Genomic DNA, 25,510 nt, shown 5'->3' with positions numbered 1-25,510 from the left:
AGTGCATCAGAACGCAAGCCAGATCGATAGCGCATGAAGAGCAAGGCCAATCAATCCACCAACCAGCGTTCCATTGAACCGAATGTATTGCAGATCGCGTCCGACACCCAATTCCAATTGTTCGACGAGGTGACGTTCGTCCCAACTTTTCATCGTCGATGCAATATGTTCGGTCACCGAGACACGCAAGCGCGAGGTGAGTTTGTCAGCAGCCTGCAACATATGCTGATTGAGCGCTTCACGCAGTGAGGGGTCCGACGACAACGCCTGGCCGAGCGATTGCATCGAGCGCTCCATATGCGCGGCCATCGACGATTGTTCACGCGCCAGGTCGTTGCGCAGCGCATCGCGAATCTCGCCCCACAGGCCTTGCACATATTCCTGCAGCGCCGGATGTTCGATCGCGCGCTGCTTGAGCTCTTCCACCCGCACCGCCATGTCCGGCTCGTCGCGCAGCCGCGCGATGTAGCGCTGCAACCACGCTTCATAGTCGAGCCTGATTGGATGCTCTGGCGTTTTGAGAATGTCCTGCAGTTCTTCGATCGCCGCACGCGCCATGCGATCGGCCAGGCTGTCGCCGATCTCTTCGATCGGCTTGACCCAGTTCACCGTGCCGACCAGCTTGGGCCACTCGCGGCGCGCGTAGCGCACGATCAGCGCCGAGGCACGCGTCTTGACCTGTTCCTGGTCCAGCCATTCGCCCAGCCGCAGCAGAACTTCATCCAGCAACTTCTGATGACGGCCGTCGGTGGTGAGCAGCGCCATCACATCGCCGGCGGTTGCGGCGGCATTCCATTTGCGCAGGCGGTCGACGACGAAGCGTTGGATCGCGCCACGCACGGCTTCTTCGTCCAGCAACTCCAGCGCCTGCTGCATCCAGCCGCGCGCCATCTGCGCGAGCATGCGGGCTTGCTCGGGTTTGGCCAGCCATTCGCCGAGCCGGCTGGCCGGGTCGAACACGCGCAGCTTGTCCATCAATGCATCGGGGGCGAGAAACTGGTCGCGCACGAAACCGGCCAGGCCGTCGGCCAGGCGGTCCTTGCCGCGCGGCAGGATGGCGGTATGCGGAATCGGCAGGCCCATCGGGCGGCGGAACAACGCCACCACCGCAAACCAGTCGGCCAGCGCGCCCACCGTGGCGGCTTCGCAGAAGGCCGACACCCAGGCCCAGATGCCTTGCTCGCCCATCAGGTGACTGACGACAAAGCCGGCAAACATGGCCAGCAACAGGGCCACCGCCAACAGCTTCATGCGCTGCAGCTGGGCACGACGGGGATCGATGGGGCGGAGAGTGCTGACGCTTGGTTCCATGGCCTGAGTGTACCCAGTCGCGTGCGGATGGCATGTCCACGGCGATGCCTGACAACGCTGCTGGCGTCGGCGTAGGAGCGCCCTCGGGCGCGATGGCGTTACCGGGAAAGCTCCATCGCGCCCGAGGGCGCTCCTACGGGTGGTTGCACCGAGCGGTCGCGCACGGGTTGCCGTTCGCGATTGCGGCGTGATGGTTCGGTAGGAGCACGCTTGCGCGCGATGGCGTTACCGGGAAAGCCCATCGCGCCCAGGTGCGCTCCTACGGGTGACGCGCTGCGGTCGGTCGTGCACTCAGCCGCGCAGACGCTCCAGCTGCGACTGCAGCGCGGCCACCTTGGCCTGCAGCGCGGTGTTTTCGTTTTCCAGCTCGGTGACGCGGCGCTGCAGCGCTTTCACATCGCGGCGTTCGGCTTCGCCACCTTCGGCTTCGTCGGATTTGGGTTTGCGCTTGGCATCGCGCACCCGTTTGGCGGCCTGCTTGAGCTCGGCCTTGCCGGCCTGCGCGGCGGCGCGTTGCTCGTCCTCGGACAAGGTCGCAACGGCGGCGGCGGCGCTGATCGAAATCTCACCGGCCCGCACCGCCTGCACCACTTCCGGGGCAGCCTGTTTATGAATGCGCTCGATCATCACCACCTGGTTGTTGCTCAGGCGCGCCTCGCGCGCCAGCTCGGCGCGGCTGACCGGGGTGGAGGTCTCTTCCCACGGTGGGCTGTCGCTGTCTTCAGTGCTGCGTGCGGCGCTGTCATCGAGGCCGGTCTCGGGCTGGTCATCGCCAACCACTGGTGCTTCAGCAGCGGCGTCGGCGTCGCGCTGGGTACGTTGGCGCGCAGCCAGGATCTCGCGCTTGCGCAGCGCCAGCACGCCACGCTGGAAGTCCGACACGCTGCGCCGGCCCAGGTGCTGCTCGATCATCCACAGATGCACGTCCTGCATCGACTGGAAGCGCGGGTTCTGCACGGTCTGGAACGGCAGGCCGTGCTTCTGGCAGATGCCGTAGCGGTTGTGGCCATCCACCAGCACATCGCCCCACAACACCAACGCATCGCGGCAGCCCTCGGCCAGCAGGCTGCGTTCCAGCGCCTCGTGCTCGTCGGGCGTCAGCGGGTCGATATAGGCCTTGAGTTCTTCTTTGACAACGATGTTCATGCGGCAACTGCGGGAAGTGCGGGGCCGGCATTGTAGTGAGCCTGCTCCGGCTTTGCGCGCTTGACCACGACGCGCCCGGGCGCTACACGCGGGCGCTTGCGCTGCTGTCATCAAGCCGCTGTCGTCAAGCAATGCTGCGCAGGATCCTGCCCAGCGTTTCGACGATCTGCCCGATCTGCTCGGGCGTGACGATCAGCGGTGGCGACAACGCGATGACATCGCCGGTGACGCGCACCAGCAGGCCGCCGTCGTGGAAGCAGCGCTCGAACACCTCGTAGCCACGTGCGCCCGTCGCACCGTCGCGCGGTGCCAGCTCGATCGCGCCGATCAGGCCGACGTTGCGGATGTCGATCACGTGCGGCAGTCCGCGCAGGCTGTGCAGCGCGTGTTCCCATTGCGGGCCCAGCGTGATCGCGCGGGCAAACAGGCCTTCTTCGGCGTAGGTGTCCAACGTGGCGAGGGCCGCAGCGCAGGCCAGCGGGTGACCGGAATAGGTGTAGCCGTGGAAGAGTTCGATCGCCGCTTCCGGCCCATGCATGAAGGCAGCGTGGATCGTATCGGCCACCAGCACCGCGCCCATCGGCACGGTGCCGCTGGTCAGGCCCTTGGCGGCGGTGATCAGGTCCGGGGTGACGCCGAAGCGCTGCGCGGCGAAGGCCTCGCCGACCCGGCCGAAGCCGGTGATCACTTCGTCGAACACCAGCACGATGCCGTGGCGGTCGCAGATGGCGCGCAGCCGCTGCAGATAGCCTTCTGGCGGCAGGATCACGCCGGCCGAGCCGGACACCGGTTCGACGAACACCGCTGCAATGGTGGAGGCGTCGTGCAAGGTGACCAGCCGTTCCAGATCGTCGGCCAGCTCGACACCGTGCGCAGGCAGGCCACGTGAGTAGGCATTGCGTTCGATATCGAGCGTGTGCCGCAGATGGTCGGTACCGGCCAGCAGCGGGCCGAACCATTTGCGGTTGTTGGGCAGCCCGCCGATCGACATGCCGCCGAAGCCGACCCCGTGATAGGCCTTCTCGCGGCCGATGAAGCGGGTGCGCTGGCCCTCGCCGCGCAGGCGGTGATAGGCCAGCACGATCTTCATCGCGCTATCCACCGCCTCCGAGCCGGAGTTGGTGAAGAACACATGGCCCAGGCCGGGCGGGGCGATCGCGGCCAGCCGCTGCGCCAGCACGAACGGCAGCGGCGAGCCCATCTGGAAGGTCGGCGCGAAATCCAGCGTGCCGGCCTGCGCGCGGATCGCCGCCACGATGCGCTCGCGGCCATGGCCGGCGTTGCAGCACCACAGGCCGGCGGCGCCATCCAGGATCTGGCGGCCGTCGACATCGCGGTAATACATGCCGGCTGCCGATGCCAGCAGGCGCGGGCGCGCCTTGAACTGGCGATTGGCAGTGAACGGCATCCAGAACGCGTCCAACTGCGCCGGTGCCTGTAACGCATGCGCCTGATCGCTCAGCGGGTGGTCGTGCATTGCAGGCTCCATCGCGGGGGTGGCATGACTGTACGGCAGGCGTCGCGCCGCCCGTCACCCCTGGGAATGCCCGATTGCGACGCCGATTCCGCGACACGCGTCGCGCGGCCTGCACGGACTAGTCAATTAGTCGCAGCGTCGGCCGCTAACCTCCGGGAATGCCTTGTGGCGCGGGCTGTGGCGGGACGCGGGCAGGGTATGGGGCTGGGTCGAAGCATTGCAAAGATCCAGTGATCGCCGATGATGCGCCAGACGACTGCCTGTTGGGCCTGGTAGTCGCTGCTGCCCTTATCGCAAGACGCCAATCGATCGCAGCCATCAATCGTATTCGGAGCCGCTGACACACTCTTCGCGCAGTCGTTTGTCGGTCGCTCTACATCGCACTCATCGTATTTTTTGGGGAACGGAATGACACAAGGGTCCACCGTGGCGACAGCCAGCGCAGACGCCGGTCTGCTGTCCAAGGAGCGCATCATTGCGCGTCCGGGGTTCAATCGTTGGTTGGTTCCGCCGGCAGCATTGGCGATCCATCTATGTATCGGGATGGCCTACGGCTTCAGCGTGTTCTGGCTGCCGTTGTCCAAGGCGCTGGGAATCACCGAGGCGATCGCGTGCCCGGCCGACATGGGCCTGTTCGCACGCATGGTCGCCACCACGTGCGATTGGAAGATCAGCGAATTGCAGTGGATGTACACGCTGTTCTTCGTGCTGCTGGGCTGCTCGGCGGCGATCTGGGGCGGTTGGCTGGAACGTGCCGGCCCGCGCAAGGCCGGTGTGGTCTCGGCGCTGTGCTGGTGCGGCGGCCTGGTGATTTCGGCCGCCGGCATCCACTTCCATCAGATCTGGATGCTGTGGCTGGGCTCGGGCGTGATCGGCGGGATCGGTCTTGGCCTGGGTTACATCTCGCCGGTGTCGACCCTGATCAAGTGGTTCCCGGACCGCCGTGGTATGGCGACCGGTATGGCGATCATGGGCTTCGGCGGCGGCGCGATGATCGGCAGCCCGCTGGCCGATGCGCTGATGCGCCACTTCGCCACGCCGACTTCGGTGGGCGTGATGGAAACCTTCCTGGTGATGGCGGCGCTGTACTTCGTCTTCATGATGGCCGGTGCGTTCGGCTACCGGGTGCCGCCGAGCGGCTGGACGCCGGCCGGCTGGACCGCACCGGTGGCCAGCAGCAACGCCATGATCACCGCCAACCACGTGCACGTGAGCAAGGTCTGGGGCATCCCGCAGTTCTGGTTGCTGTGGGGCGTGCTGTGCCTGAACGTCTCGGCAGGTATCGGCGTGATCGGCATGTCCTCGCCGATGTTGCAGGAAGTGTTCGGCGGCCGGTTGATCGGCGTGGACGTCGGCTTCGGCAGCCTGGATCCGACCCAGCTGGCCAGCATCGCCGCCATTGCCGCCGGGTTCACCGGTCTGTTGAGCCTGTTCAATATCGGTGGCCGGTTCTTCTGGGCCAGCATGTCCGACAAGCTCGGCCGCAAGAACACCTACACGCTGTTCTTCGTGCTCGGCATCTGCCTGTACGCTGCCGCGCCGTCGGCCGGTGACGTCGGTGGCATCGCGCTGTTTGCGGGCATCTTCTGCATCATCCTGTCGATGTACGGCGGCGGCTTCGCCACCATTCCGGCGTATCTGGCCGACCTGTTCGGTACCCAGATGGTCGGCGCGATCCACGGCCGTCTGCTGACCGCCTGGGCCACCGCCGGCATCCTCGGTCCGGTGGTCGTCGGCTATATGCGTGAGTACCAACTGGCGCACGGCAGCCCGCCGTCACAGGTCTACAACACCACCATGTACATCCTCGCCGGCATGTTGGTGCTCGGTCTGATCTGCAATCTGTTGGTGCGCCCGGTGGCCGCGCGCCACTTCATGACGCCGGACGAGCTGGCGCGCGAAAAGCAGCTGGCGCACGAGAAAGTGGACCGCAGCGGGCATGGCGTGTTGCCGCCCGAGCAACTGGCGCGCATCGGGCATGGCGGTAATCCCGCACTGGTGGCGTTTGCCTGGCTGGCGGTCGGTATCCCGATGCTGTTCGGTATCTGGGTCACGCTGCAGAAAGCCTTCGTGCTGTTTCATTGAGATGAGATGACACTTCCGTCTTCCCGCTCCGTGCGCCCCGGCAGTGTGGTGCGCATGGTTCGTCGCCATCGCGGCGGCCGCAGCGCCACGGTGCAGGACATGGTGGCGGCCGAAATGCCGGTCGCTTTCAACTACAACGGCGTGCCGTTCGCGGTGATGATGGCCACGCCGGAGGACCTGGAGGATTTCGCGCTCGGGTTCTCGTTGAGCGAGGGCATCGTCGATCACCCGCAAGACTTGCGGGTGATTGCGGTGGAGACCTTTCTGGAAGGCGCCTCGTTGCAGATCGAGATTCCACCCGAGCGCGCCGCCGCGTTGGATCAGCGGCGGCGCAATCTGGATGGACGCAGCGGTTGCGGGGTGTGCGGCAACGAATCGATCGAAGCGGTGCTGCGTGTGCCGCCGGTGCTGCACTCGTCGCTGCAGATCGATGTTGAGGCCTTGGCGCGTGCGCTGGACGACCTGCATGCGCAGCAGCCGATCGCCGCGCAAACCGGCGCGGTGCATGCCGCCGGTTGGGCCGATGCGCAAGGTGTGGTGCGTTACGTGCGCGAAGACGTTGGCCGGCATAACGCGCTGGACAAGTTGATTGGTGCATTGGCGCGCGAGCGCGTCGATGCAGCGCAAGGGTTTGCGGTGGTGACCAGCCGCGCCAGTTACGAAATGGTCATGAAAGCCGCGCAGGCCCGGATTCCGCTGCTTGCAGCGATTTCGGCACCGACCGCGCTGGCGATCAGCCTGGCCGACAGTGCGGGACTGACCCTGATCGGGTTTGCCCGCGATCACGATTGTGTCGTTTACAGCCATCCGCAGCGCCTGGTTCTGGGCGTTGGCGTGGGAGAGCCCGCATGAGCAAGAAGACCATCCAGCAGTACGACAATCCCGCCGGCGGCTGGGGCGCATTGCGCTCGGTGGCCAAGCACCTGATGGAACAGGACATCGCGGTGCAGGGCGCCAAGACGCTGCTGCACGCCAACCAGCCGGACGGCTTCGACTGCCCCGGTTGCGCCTGGCCGGACCGCGATCACACCTCCACCTTCGAGTTCTGCGAGAACGGCGCCAAGGCCGTGGCGGCCGAATCCACCGCGCGTCGCGCCGGCAACGAGTTGTTTGCCTCGCACAGCGTCAGTCTGCTGTCGCAGTACAGCGATTACTGGCTGGAAGGGCAGGGCCGCCTGACCCACCCGATGCGTTACGACGCGGCCAGCGATCACTACGTGCCGGTGAGCTGGGACGATGCATTCGCGCAGATCGCCGGGCATCTCAATGGCCTGGCGACCCCGGACGAGGCGATCTTCTACACCTCCGGGCGCACCAGCAACGAGGCGGCATTCCTGTATCAGTTGTTCGTGCGCGAGTTTGGCACCAACAACTTCCCGGACTGCTCCAACATGTGCCACGAGCCCTCCGGCACCGCGCTGCGCTCGCAGATCGGCGTAGGCAAGGGCACGGTGTCGCTGCACGACTTCGAACTGGCCGATGCGATCTTCATCTTCGGCCAGAACCCGGGCACCAATCACCCGCGCATGCTCGGCGAGTTGCGTCAGGCCTCCAAGCGCGGCGCGGCGATCGCCGCGTTCAACCCGCTGCGCGAGCGCGGGCTGGAGAAGTTCGCCGACCCGCAGGACAAGCTGGAGATGCTGCACAACGGCTCCACGCGCATCGCCTCGGATTATTTCCAGCTCAAGATCGGCGGCGATCTGGCCGCGGTGAAGGGCATCATCAAGCACGTGCTGGAGCGCGATGCGCAGGCCCAGCGCGATGGCGCGCCACGGCTGCTGGATCTGGAATTCATCGACGCGCACACCGCCAACTTCGACGCCTTCGCTGCCGATGTGCAGGCGGAAGCCTGGGACACCATCGTCGAAGAGTCCGGCCTGGACGAAGCGGCGCTGCGCAAGGCCGGCGAAATTTATCTCAACGCCGAGCGCGTGATCGCCTGCTGGGGCATGGGCATCACCCAGCACAAGCACTCGGTGGCCACCATCCACATGATCACCAACCTGCTGTTGCTGCGCGGCCATCTGGGCCGGCCGGGCGCGGGCGTGTGTCCGGTGCGCGGGCACAGCAACGTGCAGGGCGACCGCACGATGATGATCTACGAAAAGCCGCCGGCCGCATTCCTGGACAAGCTGCAATCGGTGTTCGGCTTTGCGCCGCCACGCGAAGACGGCTTCGACACCGTCGGTGCGATCGAGGCGATGCTGGATGGGCGCGGCAAGGTGTTCTTCGCGATGGGCGGCAACTTCGCCGCCGCCACGCCGGATACCGATGCCACGCATCGCGCGCTGCGCAATTGCGAACTCACCGTGCATGTCACCACCAAGCTCAATCGCAGCCACCTGGTGCATGGCCGCGATGCGCTGATCCTGCCGTGCCTGGGGCGCACCGAAATCGACATCCAGGACGCCGGCTCGCAAGGCGTGACGGTGGAAGATTCGATGAGCATGGTGCACCTGTCGGCCGGCATCAATCCGCCGGCCTCACCGGACCTGTTGTCCGAGCCGGCGATCGTGGCGCGCCTGGCCGAGGCCACCTTGGGTGCGCGCAGTGCAATCCGCTGGCGTTGGTTGGTAGGCGACTACGACCGGGTGCGCGATCTGATCGCGCAGGTATTCCCGGACTTTGCCGACTTCAATCAGCGCGTGCGCACGCCGGGCGGATTTCGTCTGTCCAACACCGCGCGCGATCGGCAGTGGGTGACGCCCGAGCAGCGCGCAGTGTTCAAGCCGCACGCAGTGCCCACCGACAACCCGATCCACCGCGCACGTCGCAGCCACAGCGACCAGATGGTGTTTACGCTCGCCACCACGCGCTCGCACGATCAATACAACACCACCATCTACGGCCTGGACGATCGCTATCGCGGCGTATTCGGCGAGCGCCGCGTGCTCTTCATCAACGGCGCCGACATCGCGGCATTGAACATGAAGGCTGGCGATTGGGTGGACCTGGAAAGCCTGTGCGAAGACGGCGTACACCGCGAGGCGCGCCGCTTCCTGCTGGTGGACTACAACATCCCGCGCGGCTGTCTGGCGGCCTACTACCCGGAAACCAACGCGTTGGTGCCGCTATCCAGCTTCGCCGACGAAGCGCGCACGCCCACCTCCAAGTCGATTCCGGTGATCGTGCTGCCGCACCGTGCCGAGACTGCGGATGCCGCATCGCGCGATATCGGGGCCGTGCTTGTCCGCTGATCCACAGCTCACCGCACACCTGCTCACCGCGCTGGCCGACGCACCCGATGGCGTGTCGCTGGCGCGGTTGTGCAAGCAATTGGGTGTGCGCATGAGCGTGCTGCTGCGTACATTGGCCTGGCTGGGCAGCGCCAGTCTTGATGGCCAACCTGGTCCGGGTTGGATCCAGGTGGAAGACCGCGGCGAGCGGCAATTCGCGCTGCTGACGCCTGCCGGGTTGGCAGCGCATGCGCAGCGCGAAACGGCGCAAGCGCCACCCGTTGACTAAGAAAGTTGCTGGTTGTTTGCATGCAACCATGCACACCGACTTTCTCAACATGCACACCGACATTCTCAACTGGTCCTTGCCCGCCTACCGGCGCGGGACCTTACGCGGCATGGATGCCGCGTAAGAGCTTACAAGGACGTACTCGCAGCGTGTCCCGCGATGGTGGGCGGGCAAGGGCCCTGCAGCCAAGCCGAAGATCATCGGCTCTACAAGCGATCTATCCGCATTGTCCAACACTCAAAGCCAACCAATCTTTCGATTAGGTGCGTCGTCATCGATGCAGTCGAATGCTTAGGTCAAAAGCCTGGTTAGTCGAGCGCGCGGTGCCCTCACCGCTCGCGGGACACGCCGCAAGTACGTCCCTGTAGGCTCGGTGGCGGCATCCATGCCGCCACACGGTCCCGCAAGCGGAGAGGACACCGCACCAGAATGTTGGTCGGTGGTCGGATGAAAGCCTGTCTGTTGCTCGGCTTGCGTTAGAAAGCTGATCGGACCCGGCGTCATCCAAATAACGCACGTCATGCGCTGCATGCAACCATGCACACCGACTTTCTCGACTGGTCCTTGCCCGCCTACCGGCGCGGGACCTTACGCGGCATGGATGCCGCGTAAGAGCCTTACACGGACGTACTTGCGGCGTGTCCCGCGCCGGTAGGCGGGCGAGGTCCCTGCAGCCAAGCCAAAGATCGTCGGCTCTACAAGCGATCTATCCGCATTGTCCAACTACTCAAAGCCAACCGATCTTCGATTCGGTGCGTCGTCATCGATGCAGTCAAATGCTTAGGTCAAAAGCCTGGTTAGTCGAGCGCGCGGTGACCTCACCGCTCGCGGGACACGCCGCAAGTACGTCCCTGTAGGCTCGGTGGCGGCATCCATGCCGCCACACGGTCCCGCAATCGGTGAGGACACCGCACCAGAAAGTTTGCCGCCTGTTTATTGAAAACTATGCACACCGACATTCTCGACTGGTCCTTGCCCGCCTACCGTCGCGGGACCTTACGCGGCATGGATGCCGCGTAAGAGCCTACACGGACGTACTTGCGGCGTGTCCCGCGCCGGTGGGCGGGCGAGGGCCCTGCAGCCAAGCCGAAGATCGTCGGCTCTACAAGCGATCTATCCGCATTGTCCAACTACTCAAAGCCAACCAATCTTCGATTCGGTGCGTCGTCATCGATGCAGTCAAATGCTTACGTCAAAAGCCTGGTTAGTCGAGCGCGCGATGCCCTCACCGCTCGCGGGACACGCCGCAAGTACGTCCATGTAGGCTCGGTGGCGGCATCCATGCCGCCACACGGTCCCGCAATCGGTGAGGACACCGCACCAGAAAGTTTGCCGCCTGTTTATTGAAAACTATGCACACCAACATTCTCGACTGGTCCTTGCCCGCCTACCGTCGCGGGACCTTACGCGGCATGGATGCCGCGTAAGAGCCTACACGGACGTACTTGCGGCGTGTCCCGCGACGGTAGGCGGGCAAGGGCCCTGCCGCCAGGCCGAAGATCATCGGCTCTACAAGCGATCTATCCGCATTGTCCAAACGCTCCTGACTTTCCGTGTGTCCCACGATGCTGGGCGGGCGAGGGGCCCTGCAGCCAAGCCGAAGATCATCGGCTCTACAAGCGATCTATCCGCACTCCTTCACCGCTTCAACCGAATCTCACAGCCCTGCTGCCGCAAAGCGGACGGTCACGCCTGTAACTTTTTGCAGGCTGGTTGGTCCGCGCAAACTGCTGCTGCAATCTGCCAGAATCGGCCGTCTTGTCTTGTCTGGATGCCGATCAACGATGACTGCTGCCGCGCCGCTTGCTTCGCCCATCAATTCGCCTGCGCGCGTGCTGTTCGCCAGTTTGATCGGCACCACCATCGAGTTCTTCGATTTCTATATTTACGCCACTGCCGCAGTGCTGGTGTTCCCCACCTTGTTCTTTCCTGCCGGCGATGGCAGCGCCGCGATGCTGCAGTCGTTGGCGACATTCGCCGTCGCATTCGTCGCGCGGCCGGTGGGCTCGGCCGTGTTCGGTCACTTCGGCGATCGGGTCGGGCGCAAGGCCACGCTGGTGGCGGCGCTGCTGACGATGGGCTTGTCCACGGTGGTGATCGGCTTGCTGCCCAGCTACGCACAGATCGGCGTGTTTGCGCCCGCGCTGCTGGCGTTGTGCCGTTTCGGACAGGGCCTGGGTCTGGGCGGCGAATGGGGTGGGGCGGTGTTGCTTGCCACCGAAAACGCGCCGCCGGGCAAACGCGTGTGGTACGGCATGTTTCCGCAGCTGGGCGCGCCGCTGGGCTTTCTATTGTCCACTGGCACCTTCCTGGGCATGGGCGCAGTGCTCGACGATGCACAGTTCATGCAATGGGGCTGGCGTGTGCCCTTTCTGGCCAGCGCGCTGCTGGTGCTGACCGGGCTGTGGGTACGCCTGAGCATCACCGAGACGCCGGATTTCCAGAAGACCCTTGACCACAAAACACGCGTACGCCTGCCATTGGGCACGGTGATCACCCGGCACTGGCCGGCCTTGATCGTCGGCACGCTGGGTGCGTTCGCCACCTTCGTGCTGTTCTATCTGATGACGGTGTTCGCGCTGGGCTACGGCACCAAGACGCTGGGCTACGACAAGGAGCAGTTTCTGTTGCTGCAGATGGCCGGTATCGTCTTTTTCGCCATCGGCATTCCGCTTTCGGCCAAGTTTGGTGATCGCCATGGCGCACCGCTGGCGATGATGCTGGCCAGCATCGCGATCATTGCGTTCGGGCTGGCATTCGCGCCGTTGTTTCAGGCCAATCACCCGTTGCAGGTGTTGATCTTCCTGGGATTGGGCTTCTTTTTCATGGGGTTGACCTACGGCCCCTGCGGCACGCTGCTGGCCGAGTTGTATCCCACCGAGGTGCGTTACACCGGCGCCTCGTTATCGTTCAATCTGGCCAGTATTCTGGGTGCGGCGCCGGCGCCGTATGTGGCCACGCAACTGGCCGCACGTTATGGCGTGCAGGCGGTCGGGCAGTATCTGGGGGGCGCTGCGGTGTTGAGTCTGTTGGCGTTGATCGCCGCGCGTGCGATGCGGCGGCGCTCCAGCCAAGCGCATCCGCCGGTATAGGAGCGCGCTGGCGCGCGATGAAGCGCTAGCGATCATGCCTGATTGCATGCCGGCAGGCGCTTGCTGCGCGGCTCAGCCAGCCTCGATCAGACTGCCAGACGTACCTGATTGCGACCGCCGGCCTTGGCCAGATACAGGTGCTTGTCCGCCTCGTTCAACAGATGATGCAGCGACTGATCGCCTTCGCTGGCGATGCAGACACCGATGCTGACCGTCATGCTCAGCGTCTCGTCGCCCACGCTTACACGCAAGGCGCTGATGCGTTCGCGCAGGGTTTCGAAATAGTCGCTGGCGTTGGCCACATCCAGCCCCGGCACCAGCAGGCAGAATTCTTCGCCGCCGAAGCGGGCCACCAGATCCTGCGGCCGTGCATGCCCGGAGACCGAGGCGGCCACCGCGCGCAACGCCTGGTCGCCGGCTTCGTGGCCCCAGGTGTCGTTGATGTGTTTGAAGTGATCGATGTCCAGCATTGCCGCAGTGACCGTCTGGTCCTGCGACAGCAATTGCGGAATCACCCGCTGGCTCTGTTCCAGGAAGTAACGCCGATTGGGCAGGCCGGTGAGGAAGTCGCGGGTGGCCAGATCCTGCAGCGTGCCGATCAACTCCAGCTGGTCCACGTTCTGCGACACGCGGCAGAAAAATTCTTCGCGCGAGAACGGCTTGCGCAGGAAATCGTTGGCACCGTTCTTCAGGAAACGCGGGATCAGCGATGAATCGCTATTGCCGGAAATGCCGATCACCGCGACCTTGTCGCGCGAACGGATCGCCCGCAGCCGGCGGGTGAATTCCACGCCTTCCATGCCGGGCATTTCCTGATCGACGATGGTCAGGCGAATGCCGGGGTCGTGCTCGATCGCCTGCAGGCCAGAGGCACCATCGGCAGCGAGCACCACGCGGTAGCCGTACATCGACAGCAATGCGCCGGCATAGGTACGCGCAGACAAGGAGTCGTCCACCACAAGCGCGGCGATACGGCGATTGCGCTCCAGGCGCTGCACCAGCCAGGCCAGATATTCGATCGCACCTGGCGCGTTCTTGAGCACGTAATCGATGATCTGCTGCTGCAGCACGCGCTGGCGCAGATCCTCGTCGTAGACGCCGCTGACCACCACGGTGGGCAGTTTGCGCGAAAGGAAAAATTCCACGACCTTGTCGCGGTCGCCATCCACCAGTACCAGCCCGGTCAGGACCAGGAACCAACCATCTTCTTCGTCGAGTACGCGTGCCGCTTCGGCCAGGGTCGAGACAACCGTCACGGGCAGTTCCACGCGTTGCTCGATGGCTTCTCGCAGCATGCTGGTGAACGTGCGCGAGTTTTCCACCAGCAACACGCGTTGCGGCAAGACTGCGATTTCACTATTGCGATGTAAGGTGCCTGGGGACATCGGTTGGCCGTGCGGATCGAACCGTCATACCAGCTAACGGCTCTGCTCGCCAAAACTTAAGCGCTTCGTCTCAAAGTGTCAAAGACTAAGAGCGGTTAACAAATGAGTGCAGTAGTTTTGTCGGCCGCATCTTGGCGGATGCAGTCAGAGGTCCAGATCAAACGCTGCGTGGGTCGAGGGCGCGGTGCCCTCACCGCTCGCGGGACACGCCGCAAGTACGTCCATGTAGGCTCGGTGGCGGCATCCATGCCGCCACACGGTCCCGCAATCGGTGAGGACACCGCACCAGAGAGTTTGTCGGTTGCTTTCTTAAAGCTTGTCCATCGCTCGGCTTACATTGAGAAGATGAATCAGGCGTGCCGTTATCTAAACAACCCACGTAAGGCATTGCTTGCACCATGCACACCGACCATCTTGACTGGTCCTTGCCCGCCCACCGTCGCGGGACCTTACGCGGCATGGATGCCGCGTAAGAGCCTACACGGACGTACTTGCGGCGTGTCCCGCGAGGGTGGGCGGGCAAGGGCCCTGCAGCCAAATCGCAGCTCAGCAGCTCTGCAATCGAACAACGTGAAGTAGTTTTGTCAGCCGCTCTCAGGCGCAGATCACCACAGCGCATCGCGTAGCCGGTACCAGCTCATCGCCGCCACAAGTAGCGGGGTGCGCAGCCGCTGTCCGCCAGGGAAGGGCAGATGCGGGATACGCTCGAACACGTCCAGACGCTGGCTTTGACCTGTGATGGCCTCGGCGATGACATGACCGGCAAGACCGGTGGCGGCCACGCCATGGCCGGAGAAGCCCTGCGCAAAATAGACGTTGGCCGCCAGCCGGCCCCAGTGCGGGGCGCGGTTGCGCGAGATGTCCACATAGCCGCCCCACAGCGTTTCCAACGGCACGCCGCGTAGCTGCGGGAATACGGTGTGCATGCGCTGTGTCATCAAGCGGTTCAAGCCGGGCGGCGGGCGCGAGGAATAACTGGCGCGCCCGCCGAACAGCAGCCGGTGGTCGGCGCTGAGCCGGTAATAGTCCAGCGCCCAGTTGGTATCGGCCACGGCCATGTCGTTGGCGATCAGGGCGCGTGCGCGAGCCTCGCCCAGCGGTGGCGTCGCGCCGACATAGGTGCCGACCGGCATGATATGGCGTTCCAGCGATGTGGAAATGCCGTGTAGCAAGGCATTTCCGGCGATCACGCCGAAGTCGGCGCTGACGCTGCCCTGGGCGGTGTGCATCACCACGCGGTCGCCGTGTTCCTGCCGGGTCACCGCCGAGTCTTCGTAGATGCGCACGCCGGCGGCCAGCGCCGCGCGGGCTAGGCCGAGCGCGTAGGCCAGTGGGTGCAAATGACCGCTGGCCGGGTCGAACATCGCGCCCAGATACAGCGGGCTGTCCAGCACCTGTCGCGTACGCGTGCGGTCCCACCATTCCAGCGGGTAGTCGTAGCGCTCGGCCATGCGCACGATGCCGTGCTGCAAGGCCTGCACCTGGCGCGGTTTCAGGGGCACATGGGCCTGGCCGTCGCGCCAGTCGCAGGCGATGGCATGACGCTCGATGCGCGCGCGCAGCAGGCGCATGCCGTCGCGTGAGAAGTCGAACAACAGCCGCGCATCGGCATTTCCGACCAATGCTTCCAGCGTTTCCTGCTCGCAGCCGTAGCCCACGATGGCCTGGCCGCCGTTGCGCCCGGACGCGCCCCAGCCGATGCGCCTGGCTTCCAGCACGATGACCTGGTAGCCGGCCTCGGCCAGGGCCAGGGCCGCAGTGAGGCCGGTGTAGCCGGCGCCGAGAATGCAGACATCGGCGCGTTCAACGCCTTGCAGGCGCGGCTGCTCCGGCAAGGCGGGCGTGCTGCGCGCGTACCAACTGTCGGGATAGCCGTTGCCCGGCGTGTCAGTGTCTGGCGATGATGTGGCCGGGGCGCCCATCACACGGTCCGCAGATACCGGGCGTAATCCAGATCCGGCACCAGCGCCTGGTAGTCGAGCAATTCGCGTTGTTTCTGCTGGCCGAACACATGCTGGAACTGGCTGCCGAACTGCTCGCCGATGAAAGGGCTGGCGCCAAATGCATCGACTGCGCCCTGCCAGGTACGCGGCTGGAACACCGACTGTGCATAGGTATTGCCGGTGACTGGCGCGGTGGGCTCGCCGGGGTGCTGCAGGCCATCCAGCATGGCGGCGAGCACGGCAGCAGCGACCAGGTACGGGTGGGCATCCGCGCCGGCGATGCGGTGTTCGATCCGGGTATTGCGCGCATCGCTATGCGGAATGCGCAGCGCCACGGTGCGATTGTTGAAGCCCCAGCTCGCATCCAGTGGCACGAAGGCATTGCTGACGAAGCGCCGATAACTGTTGGCATGCGGCGCGAACACCAGCAGCGACGCAGCCGCATGCCGCTGCAGCCCGGCGATGGCGTGGCGCAGGCTGTCTGCCGGTGCAGCGGCGCTGCTGGCAAACACGTTGTGGCCATCGGCATCGAGCAGGCTCACATGCAGATGCAAGCCGCTGCCGGCCTGGCCCGGGAACGGCTTGGCCATGAAGCTGGCGAGCTTGCCCTGCTGCTGCGCAATCGCCTTGATGGTGCGTTTGAGCAGCAGTGCGTCGTCGCAGGCGGCCACCGCGTCGGCGCGATGCTGCAGGTTGATTTCGAACTGCCCGGGCGCGTATTCGGCCACCGCCGTATCGGCGGGGATGCCTTGTTGCCGGCAGGCGGCGGTGACTGCATCGGTGAAGTCGCGCTGGTCGTCCAGGTCCTGCAGCGAATACACCTGGGTGCTGTCGCTGCGCTCACCGGTGACGGGGTCGCGCGGGGTCTGCGGACGCCCCTGCGCATCGGCCACTGCGTCGAACAGATAGAACTCCAGTTCCACCGCGATCACCGGGGTCAGGCCGAGCGCGGCAAAGCCACGCAACACACGCTGCAATACCGCGCGTGGTGCGACCTCGAACACGCTGCCATCGGGGTTGTGCATCGCCAGCAGCAGCTGCGCCATCGGCTGCGGTGCCCACGGCACCGGGCGCAGCGAGCCTTCGATCGGCCGGCAGATGCGGTCGGCATCGCCGATGGCGTAGCCCAGCCCGGTTTCTTCCACGGTATTTCCGGTGATGTCGGTGGCGATCAGCGACATCGGCAGGCACACGCCATCGCGATAGATCTTGCCCAGCGCCTCGCCTGTCACACGTTTGCCACGCAGCACGCCGTTGGTGTCGGGCAGCAGCAGGTCGACCAATTCGCAGCCATCGATGCGCGCCAGCGTGGCGGCATCGGCCGCAGGCAAGGACGCGGCGAAGTTTTCGGAAGCCATGGGCACCACCTGCGAAGTCGCTGCCCAGCCTAGCAAAGCCTGCGTGAGCAGTCGCAACCGCAGTCGCGTTGCGCTTGGCAATGCGTGCGGCGGCGCGGTAAGTTCGGATGCATCGCAAGTGCATTGCACCTGACGTTCAACGCTCTACACCGGGATGTCTGCATGGCTGTCGTTCCACTGGTCGGGTTGCCGACCGATCGCATCCAGCAAGGGCCGCATCCGTTTCTGGCTGCTGGCGAAAAATACATTCGCGCGGTGGTGGAGGCGGCGGGCGCGATGCCGGTGTTGCTGCCGAGCCTGCAGCCCACGCTGGAGGCAGGCGTGTGGCTGGACCGGTTGGATGGCCTGTTGCTGACTGGTGCGGTGAGCAATGTCGAACCGCATCACTACAGCGACGAGCCCAGTTGGGAAGGCAACCTGCATGATCCCGCACGCGATGCCACCAGCCTTGGCCTGATCCCGCAGGCGATTGCGCGTGGCCTGCCGGTGCTGGCGATCTGCCGCGGCCTGCAGGAGGTCAACGTGGCGCTGGGCGGGCGCTTGCATCAACGCGTGCATGAGGTGCCCGGCCTGGCCGATCATCGCGAAGACCGCAGCGCACCGCTGGACACGCAATACGGCCCTGCGCATCTGGTGCAGCTGCAACCCGGCGGCTGGTTGGCCGGCATGAGCGAGGCTGCGCAGGTGCGGGTGAATTCGCTGCACGGGCAGGGTATTGCGAAGCTCGCCGACGGGCTGGTGGTCGAAGCCACTGCACCGGATGGCCTGATCGAAGCCTTTCGCGGCGCCGGGCCGGGCTTTTTGCTCGCGGTGCAATGGCATCCGGAGTGGCGTGTCACACAGCATCCGTTCTACCGTGCCATCTTCCAGGCCTTCGGCGAGGCCTGTCGTCAATACGCAGCTCAACGCGGTCAGTGAGGTTGCATGTCCATCCGCACACGTTCGCGCAAATCCACGCCCAAGCAGCCGGAGAGCGCGCTGCGCCGCTGGCTCAAGGAGCGCAACATCACCGAGGTGGAGTGCCTGGTGCCGGACATCACCGGCAACGCACGCGGAAAGATCATTCCTGCCGACAAGTTCTCGCACGACTACGGCACCCGTCTGCCGGAAGGTATCTTCGCCACCACCGTCACCGGCGACTTTCCGGACGATTATTACGAGCTGACCTCGCCATCGGATTCGGACATGCACCTGCGCCCGGACGCCTCCACCGTGCGCATGGTGCCGTGGGCGGCCGACCCCACCGCGCAGGTCATCCACGATTGCTACACCAAGGACGGGCAGCCGCACGAACTGGCGCCACGCAACGTGCTGCGCCGCGTGCTGGACGCGTATGCCGAGGTGAAGCTGCAACCAATGGTGGCGCCGGAGCTGGAATTCTTTCTGGTGCAGAAGAACACCGACCCGGATTTCCCGTTGCTGCCGCCGGCGGGGCGCTCCGGCCGCCCGGAAACCGCGCGGCAGTCGTATTCGATCGATGCGGTCAACGAGTTCGACCCGATCCTGGATCTGATGTACGACTACTGCGATGCGATGGAACTGGACGTGGATACCTTGATCCACGAATCCGGCGCGGCGCAGCTGGAGGTCAACTTCACCCATGCCGATGCGCTGTCGCGCGCCGATCAGGTCTTCATGTTCAAGCGCACCATGCGCGAGGCCGCGTTGCGGCATGGCGTGTACGCCACGTTTCTGGCAAAACCCATGGAAACCGAGCCGGGCAGTGCGATGCATATCCACCAGAGCCTGTTGCATACCGGCACTGGCAAGAATGTGTTCAGCGGCAAGCGCGAAGGCGGTTTCAGCGACACCTTTGCGCATTATCTCGGTGGCCTGCAGAAATACATTCCGATGGCGATGGGGTTGCTGGCGCCCAACGTCAATTCCTACCGGCGGCTGATGTTCGGCGAGGTGTCGCCGAGCAATGTGCTGTGGGGGTTCGACAATCGCACCTGCGGGTTGCGCGTACCGATCGACATCCCGCACAACATGCGGGTGGAAAGCCGCTTCGCCGGTTCCGATGCCAATCCGTATCTGGCGATGGCCGCGACGCTGGCCTGCGGGTTATTGGGTATTCGCGAAAAGCTGGAACCCACTGCGCCGATCAGCAGCAACGGCAAGGAGCAGGGCTACGATCTGCCGCGCTCGCTGGGCGAGGCCCTGGATGGGTTGGAAGGTTGCGAGGCGTTGCAGGAGATGTTGGGTCGGCGGTTTGTGCGCGCCTATATCTCGGTGAAGCGAAAGGAATACGAAACGTTCTTTCGTGTCATCAGTTCGTGGGAGCGCGAGTTCTTGCTGTTGAATGTCTGAGGCGTTCGAGTCGCCTGGTGTGGCGCACACGATTCCCTTCTCCCATCGGGAGAAGGTGTCCGAAGGGCGGATGAGGGTACGGCGTATAAGGATGCGTGGTGCCTCGCGCGTTCGACGTTGCGCACCGCCCCGTCCGCGCGTTTTCACTCCCTGTTCGGCATGCGCCACTGAAAGCGCCTTGTGCCCTGCTGATCGACCGTAGACTGCACGTACCCCGCAGCCGGAGTGCCCATGGATCCGCAAGCACTGAAGACCTTGCAGCAACTCGATGCCGCCCATCACCTGCACCCGTTCAACGACAACGCAGCATTGGCCGACAAGGGCACACGCATCCTGACGCGCGGGCAGGGCGTGTATGTGTGGGATGCGGACGGCAACAAGTTGCTGGATGCGTTCGGCGGTTTGTGGTGCGTGAATGTGGGCTACGGGCGCAAGGAGCTCGCGCAGGCAGCGGCGCGGCAGATGGAGCAGTTGGCGTACTACAACAGCTTCTTTCAGTGCACCACCGAGCCCACCATCCATCTGGCCGCCAAGCTGGCCGAGCTCACGCCGGGCGATTTGAACCATGCGTTCTTCGCCAACTCCGGCTCGGAGGCCAACGACACCATCCTGCGGCTGGTGCGGCACTTCTGGGCGGTGCAGGGGCAGCCGGAAAAACGCATCTTCATCGGCCGCCACGATGGCTATCACGGCACCACCATGGCCGGTGCCAGCCTGGGTGGCATGAAAGGCATGCACAAGCAGGGCGGCTTGCCGATTCCCGATATCCACCACATCGCCGCGCCGTATCACTTTGGCGATGGCGGTGAGATGGATCCCGAAGAATACGGGTTGCTGGCAGCGCGCCGCTTGGAAGAAAAGATTCTGCAGCTCGGAGCCGAGAACGTGGCAGCCTTCATCGGCGAGCCGATCATGGGTGCGATCGGGGTCTACATCCCGCCGCGCAGTTACTGGCCGGAAATCGAGCGCATCTGCCGGCGCTACGACGTGCTGCTGGTCGCCGACGAAGTGATCTGCGGCTTCGGGCGTACCGGGGCCTGGTTCGGTGCGGATTACTTCGGCTTCCAGCCCGATGTGATGACGCTCGCCAAGGGCATCACTTCCGGCTATATCCCGTTGGCGGCAGCGATGTTCAACGATCGCGCGGCCGGTGTGCTCAAGACGCAAGGCGGCGAGCTGGCGCATGGCGGCACCTATTCCGGGCATCCGGTGTGTGCGGCGGTGGCGTTGGAGAATCTGCGCCTGTTGCAGGACGAGGGCATCGTGGAGACCGCGCGCACCCGGATTGCACCGTATCTGGCGCAGCGCTGGGCCGAGCTGGGCGAGCATCGCCTGGTGGGCGAGGCACGCATCGCCGGGCTGGTCGGCGCACTGGAACTGGTGCCGGACAAGCGCCAGCGCGGCACGTATTTTCCTGAGCGCGGGCGGGTGGGGGCGCTGTGCCGCGAGTTCGCGCTGCGGCGCGGGCTGATCCTGCGCGCTACTGACGACGCCATGCTGCTGTCGCCACCATTGATCATCACCTGCGAGCAAGTCGATGAGCTGTTCGACAAGGCCTGGGCGGCGCTGGACGACACCGCGCAGGCGCTGGGCAGATGAGTGGCCCGCATGGCGCGCGCACGTCAGCCGGGTGCGAGTAACGCGCGGAAACCGCAATGGTCGAATGCGGCATGCTGCCCTGTCCAATGGCCGCGCCCGCCAGGTGCAGCGCGCGGTCGTTTTCGATAGCCGCTGCAGGCCAGGGAAATAAGCTGGGCAAACAGAAACCCGATGCGTAGGCTGGAACTCTCACCGGCCACACCGCCGGCTCCGCCATGACCGCACTGCTTTGGAGATCCACATGACGTTGCGACTGCTCGCCCTGACGCTGTCCACCACCTTGTTGGCCGCCTGCGGTGGCGGTACTGCGCCGGGTAACGCCGACGCACGGGCCAAAGTGCTCAACGTCTACAACTATTCGGACTACATCGCAGAAGACACCATTCCCGCGTTCGAAAAGAGCAGCGGTATCAAGGTCACCTACGACGTGTTCGACAGCGACGAGATGGTGGAAGCCAAACTGCTCGCCGGCGGCAGCGATTACGACGTGGTGGTGCCCACGCTGAGCTTCTTCGGCCGGCAGATCCAGGCCGGGGTGTTCCTGCCGCTGGACAAGAGCAAGATTCCCAACCTGGCCAATCTGGATCCGGACATTATGCGCCGCATCGCCGCGCAGGATCCGGGCAATGCCTTTGGCGTGCCGTACATGATCGGCACCACCGGCATCGGCTACAACGTGGACAAGCTCAAGGCCATCTTCGGCAGCACCGAGGTCGCCAATAGCTGGGATCTGGTATTCAAGCCGGAAAATCTGTCGAAGTTGAAGGACTGCGGCGTCACCATCCTCGACACGCCTTCGGACATGATTCCGATCGCGCTCAATTATCTGGGTCTGGATCCGCACAGCACGGTGCCGGCGGAAATCGAAAAAGCCGCCGCGCTGATCAAGACCATTCGCCCTTACGTGCAGAACTTTCACTCCAGCCAGTACGTGACCTCGCTGGCCAACGGCAACACCTGTCTTGCAGTGGGCTGGTCGGGCGACATCATCCAGGCGCGCGACCGCGCGGTAGAGGCCGGCAACACCGTCAAGGTGGCCTATTCGATCCCGAAGGAAGGCGCGCCGCAGTGGTTCGACATGCTGGCCATTCCCAAGGACGCCAAGCACCCCGACAACGCTTACGCCTTCATCAATTATCTGTTGAAGCCGGAGGTGGCCGCAGCCAACAGCAACTTCATCCACTACGCCAATCCGGTGCGCACCGCCACCCCGCTGGTGGATGCGGCGATCCGCAACGACTCCACCATCTACCCGCCGCCGGAGGTGACCGCCAAGATGTTCACCTACGCGATCAATCCGCCGGAAGTGGACCGGCTGTACACGCGGCTGTGGACGGAGATCAAGACCGGTCGTTGAGGCGGCGGCGGGATTAAGGCGCGGCTGCGTAGCCAGGTCCTGATAAGGAACCAATCAGTCCAAGCGGCAGCTGACCAGGCTCGTCACGCAATCTGTACCGGGCGGTTCAAATAATTGTATGGTTGCGCCGCCTTCGCCGGACCGCTGCTGCGGCGCGTCGTTGCGCGCGCCTCGCCCACGACACAGGACGCCTCCTTTGAGCAACCAAGATCACCAGTCCCACGACGGCCAGGCTTCGGCCCAGGATGCCCAAGGCAACGCTGCACACAACGAGGAGCCGCCCAAGCCCTCGCCGTTGAAGAACCCCAAGGTGAAGTGGACGCTGATCGTGGTCGGCCTGCTGGTGGTGGTGTTGCTGGCGCTGTGGCTGGCCTACTACCTGATCAAGGGCCGCTACATGCAGAGCACCAATAACGCCTATCTGCAGGCCGATTCGGTGGCGGTTGCACCGCGCGTCAGCGGCTATGTGACCAAGGTGATGGTAGGTGACAACCAGATCGTGGAAGCCGGCCAGCCGCTGCTGCAGATCGACGACCGCACCTACCAGGCCACCCTGCAGCAGGCCGAAGCGGCAATCGCCGCGCGCCAGGCCGATATCGCTGCGGCAACCGCCAATGTGTCCGGACAGGAGTCGTCGCTGGTGCAGGCGCGTAGCCAGGTGACTTCGGCAGCAGCAAGCCTGAAATTCGCCCAGGCCGAAGTGAAGCGCTTTGCCCCGTTGGCCGCCTCGGGTGCAGACACCCACGAACATCAGGAAAGCCTGCAGCACGAACTGGCCCGCGCACGCGCCCAGTACGATGCCGCGCAGGCTCAGGCCAAGGGCGCGCAGAGCCAGATCCTGGCCAGCAACGCACAGCTGGAACAGGCGCAGGCCGGCGTGAAGCAGGCCACCGCCGATGCCGACCAGGCCCGCGTGGCGGTGGAAGACACCCTCCTCACCAGCCGCATTCGTGGCCGGGTCGGCGACAAGACCGTGCAGGTGGGCCAGTTCCTCGGCGCCGGCACCCGCACCATGACCATCGTGCCGCAGCAATCGCTGTATCTGGTCGCCAATTTCAAGGAAACCCAGGTCGGCCTGATGCGTCCGGGCCAGCCGGCCGAGATCGAGGTCGATGCGCTGTCGGGCGTGAAGCTGCACGGCAAGATCGAAAGCCTCTCGCCGGGCACCGGTTCGCAATTCGCATTGCTGCCGCCGGAGAACGCCACCGGCAACTTCACCAAGGTCGTCCAGCGCATTCCGGTACGCATTCGCGTGCTGGCCGGTGACGAGGCGCGCAAGGTGCTGGTGCCCGGTATGTCGGTCGAAGTCACCGTGGATACGCGCTCGGCCAAGGACGCCAAGCAACGGGCCGAGGAGGAATCCGATCGCGTGCAGGCGCAGGAGCGCGCGCGATGAGCGCAGCCGCAGCCACCGGCCCGCGTGCCGGCGGCAGCGCCCAACGCGAGAAGGCCGAACCGGGCGCCTGGCTGGCGGTACTGGCCGGCACCATCGGCTCGTTCATGGCGACACTGGACATCTCCATCGTCAACGCGGCGCTGCCCACCATCCAGGGCGAGGTCGGCGCCAGCGGCACCGAAGGCACCTGGATTTCCACTGCATATCTGGTCGCCGAGATCATCATGATCCCGCTGACAGGCTGGTTCGTGCGCACGCTGGGCCTGCGCAACTTCCTGCTGATCTGCGCGGTGATGTTCACTGCGTTTTCGGTGGTATGCGGGCTATCGACCTCGTTGACGATGATGATCATCGGCCGCGTGGGGCAGGGCCTGGCCGGCGGTGCGTTGATTCCCACCGCGTTGACCATCGTCGCCACGCGCCTGCCGCCGAGCCAGCAGACCATGGGCACCGCCCTGTTCGGCATGACCGTGATCATGGGCCCGGTGATCGGCCCGCTATTGGGCGGCTGGTTGACCGAAAACGTCAGCTGGCACTACGCGTTCTTCATCAACGTGCCGATCTGCGTCGGCCTGGTGGCCTTGTTGCTGCTCGGGTTGAAGCATGAAAAAGGCGATTGGGCGGGCCTGCTCGATGCCGACTGGTTGGGCATTTACGGCCTGACCGCCGGCCTTGGCGGGCTCACCGTGGTGCTGGAAGAAGGCCAGCGCGAGCGCTGGTTCGAATCCAGCGAGATCAACATGCTGAGCCTGATCTCCCTGAGCGGATTCATCGCCTTGGTGATCACCCAGTTCCGTCGCCGGCCGCCGGTGATCCACTTGTCGTTGTTGCTGCACCGCAGTTTCGGCGCGGTGTTCGTCATGATCATGGCGGTGGGCATGATCCTGTTCGGGGTCATGTACATGATTCCGCAGTTTCTGGCGGTGATCTCCGGCTACAACACCGAGCAGGCCGGCTACGTGCTGCTGCTGTCGGGCCTGCCGACCGTGCTGCTGATGCCGATGATGCCCAAGCTGCTGGAGGTGGTGGACGTGCGCATCCTGGTGATCGCCGGGCTGATCTGTTTTGCCGCGGCCTGCTTCGCCAATCTGTCGCTGACCGCCGACACCGTCGGCATGCATTTTGTCGCCGGCCAGTTGTTGCAGGGCTGCGGCCTGGCGCTGGCGATGATGTCGTTGAATCAGGCCGCGATTTCGTCGGTGCCGCCCGAGCTGGCCGGCGACGCATCGGGCTTGTTCAACGCCGGCCGCAACCTGGGCGGCTCGGTGGGCCTGGCGCTGATCTCCACGTTTCAGGAGCGCCGCATGACCTTCCACACCGAAACCATCGGCAGTGCGATCACCGCCAATTCCTCGCGCGCGCAGGATTTTCTTTCCGGCCTGACCGCGCAGATGCAGGGCAGCGCCGGCGGCGAGGCGGCCATTCGCTCGGTTGCGCAGCTGGCGCGCCTGGTGCAGCAGCAGGCCCTGGTGATGACCTATAGCGATCTGTTCTGGATCTTCGGCGTGATCGTGGTCTGCACGATTCCGCTGGCCTTTTTGCTCAAGCCGTTACCCAAGGGGGCGCACCTTGCAATGCACTGATTC

Annotated in this window: 17 protein-coding genes; 11 read left to right on the top strand and 6 right to left on the bottom strand. The window is 64.7% G+C overall.

The genetic code is table 11. From position 1 onward, the window contains the following. Window positions 1-6: 6 nt before the first annotated feature. The 3 genes from NYR97_RS21285 to aptA form a co-directional block, all read right to left on the bottom strand. The gene (locus NYR97_RS21285) at window positions 7-1,311 is read right to left on the bottom strand and encodes a DUF445 domain-containing protein (RefSeq protein ID WP_316695635.1); all 1,305 of its coding nucleotides are present in this window, start codon (window positions 1,309-1,311) and stop codon (window positions 7-9) included. A 291-nt stretch (window positions 1,312-1,602) separates the two neighbouring features. After that, on the bottom strand, window positions 1,603-2,457 hold the full coding sequence (locus NYR97_RS21280; RefSeq protein WP_316695633.1) for a plasmid replication/partition related protein: 855 nt from the start codon (window positions 2,455-2,457) through the stop codon (window positions 1,603-1,605). Between the two features lie 124 nt (window positions 2,458-2,581). Beyond that, window positions 2,582-3,946, bottom strand: a complete 1,365-nt coding sequence (gene aptA / locus NYR97_RS21275; protein WP_316695632.1) for an omega-aminotransferase AptA — start codon at window positions 3,944-3,946, stop codon at window positions 2,582-2,584. Window positions 3,947-4,342: 396 nt separating this feature from the next. On the opposite strand from aptA, the gene NYR97_RS21270 reads away from it, so the two are divergent. The 5 genes from NYR97_RS21270 to NYR97_RS21250 all read left to right on the top strand — a co-directional run bounded on the left by NYR97_RS21270 (window position 4,343) and on the right by NYR97_RS21250 (window position 12,576). Continuing rightward, window positions 4,343-6,019, top strand: coding sequence for an OFA family MFS transporter (locus NYR97_RS21270; RefSeq protein ID WP_316695631.1), 1,677 nt, complete (start codon window positions 4,343-4,345; stop codon window positions 6,017-6,019). Window positions 6,020-6,025: 6 nt separating this feature from the next. Continuing rightward, window positions 6,026-6,871, top strand: coding sequence for a formate dehydrogenase accessory sulfurtransferase FdhD (gene fdhD / locus NYR97_RS21265; protein WP_316695630.1), 846 nt, complete (start codon window positions 6,026-6,028; stop codon window positions 6,869-6,871). Continuing rightward, the gene (locus tag NYR97_RS21260) at window positions 6,868-9,216 is read left to right on the top strand and encodes an FdhF/YdeP family oxidoreductase (RefSeq protein ID WP_205394478.1); all 2,349 of its coding nucleotides are present in this window, start codon (window positions 6,868-6,870) and stop codon (window positions 9,214-9,216) included. Before fdhD ends, NYR97_RS21260 begins: the two co-directional genes overlap by 4 nt. Beyond that, window positions 9,206-9,484, top strand: a complete 279-nt coding sequence (locus tag NYR97_RS21255) for a hypothetical protein (protein ID WP_316695629.1) — start codon at window positions 9,206-9,208, stop codon at window positions 9,482-9,484. Before NYR97_RS21260 ends, NYR97_RS21255 begins: the two co-directional genes overlap by 11 nt. A gap of 1,784 nt (window positions 9,485-11,268) precedes the next feature. Then, window positions 11,269-12,576 (top strand): MFS transporter, encoded by a 1,308-nt coding sequence (locus NYR97_RS21250; protein WP_316695628.1) that lies wholly within the window; start codon window positions 11,269-11,271, stop codon window positions 12,574-12,576. Between the two features lie 86 nt (window positions 12,577-12,662). On the opposite strand, the gene NYR97_RS21245 is transcribed toward NYR97_RS21250, so the two are convergent. The 3 genes from NYR97_RS21245 to NYR97_RS21235 form a co-directional block, all read right to left on the bottom strand. Continuing rightward, window positions 12,663-13,961 carry a diguanylate cyclase gene (locus NYR97_RS21245; RefSeq protein WP_316695627.1) on the bottom strand — a complete coding sequence of 433 codons (1,299 nt, stop codon included), beginning with the start codon at window positions 13,959-13,961 and terminating at the stop codon, window positions 12,663-12,665. Window positions 13,962-14,566: 605 nt separating this feature from the next. After that, window positions 14,567-15,883, bottom strand: a complete 1,317-nt coding sequence (locus tag NYR97_RS21240; RefSeq protein WP_316695626.1) for an NAD(P)/FAD-dependent oxidoreductase — start codon at window positions 15,881-15,883, stop codon at window positions 14,567-14,569. Continuing rightward, window positions 15,883-17,262, bottom strand: coding sequence for a glutamine synthetase family protein (locus tag NYR97_RS21235; RefSeq protein ID WP_316695625.1), 1,380 nt, complete (start codon window positions 17,260-17,262; stop codon window positions 15,883-15,885). The genes NYR97_RS21240 and NYR97_RS21235 overlap by 1 nt, the downstream gene beginning before the upstream one ends. A 162-nt stretch (window positions 17,263-17,424) precedes the next feature. Here NYR97_RS21235 and NYR97_RS21230 point away from each other — a divergent pair, with 162 nt between their 5' ends. The 6 genes from NYR97_RS21230 to NYR97_RS21205 all read left to right on the top strand — a co-directional run bounded on the left by NYR97_RS21230 (window position 17,425) and on the right by NYR97_RS21205 (window position 25,507). After that, window positions 17,425-18,180: a gamma-glutamyl-gamma-aminobutyrate hydrolase family protein gene (locus NYR97_RS21230; protein WP_205394484.1), complete on the top strand. Its 756-nt coding sequence runs from the start codon at window positions 17,425-17,427 to the stop codon at window positions 18,178-18,180. 6 nt (window positions 18,181-18,186) lie between these two features. Beyond that, entirely contained in the window at window positions 18,187-19,572 is a 1,386-nt protein-coding gene (locus tag NYR97_RS21225) for a glutamine synthetase family protein (RefSeq protein ID WP_316695624.1), read from the top strand. 231 nt (window positions 19,573-19,803) lie between these two features. Continuing rightward, window positions 19,804-21,171 carry an aspartate aminotransferase family protein gene (locus NYR97_RS21220; protein WP_316695623.1) on the top strand — a complete coding sequence of 456 codons (1,368 nt, stop codon included), beginning with the start codon at window positions 19,804-19,806 and terminating at the stop codon, window positions 21,169-21,171. Window positions 21,172-21,412: 241 nt separating this feature from the next. Beyond that, complete coding sequence (locus NYR97_RS21215; protein WP_205394486.1) at window positions 21,413-22,528, top strand: polyamine ABC transporter substrate-binding protein; 1,116 nt, start codon at window positions 21,413-21,415, stop codon at window positions 22,526-22,528. Between the two features lie 196 nt (window positions 22,529-22,724). Next, window positions 22,725-23,924 carry an HlyD family secretion protein gene (locus NYR97_RS21210; protein ID WP_210763310.1) on the top strand — a complete coding sequence of 400 codons (1,200 nt, stop codon included), beginning with the start codon at window positions 22,725-22,727 and terminating at the stop codon, window positions 23,922-23,924. Next, entirely contained in the window at window positions 23,921-25,507 is a 1,587-nt protein-coding gene (locus NYR97_RS21205; protein ID WP_316695621.1) for an MDR family MFS transporter, read from the top strand. Before NYR97_RS21210 ends, NYR97_RS21205 begins: the two co-directional genes overlap by 4 nt. The last annotated feature ends 3 nt before the right edge of the window (window positions 25,508-25,510 follow it).

This window comes from Xanthomonas hydrangeae, assembly GCF_032697525.1.
In the GTDB taxonomy this organism is placed as follows: Bacteria; Pseudomonadota; Gammaproteobacteria; order Xanthomonadales; family Xanthomonadaceae; genus Xanthomonas; species Xanthomonas hydrangeae.
This window is presented reverse-complemented; position numbering and strand designations above follow the sequence as displayed.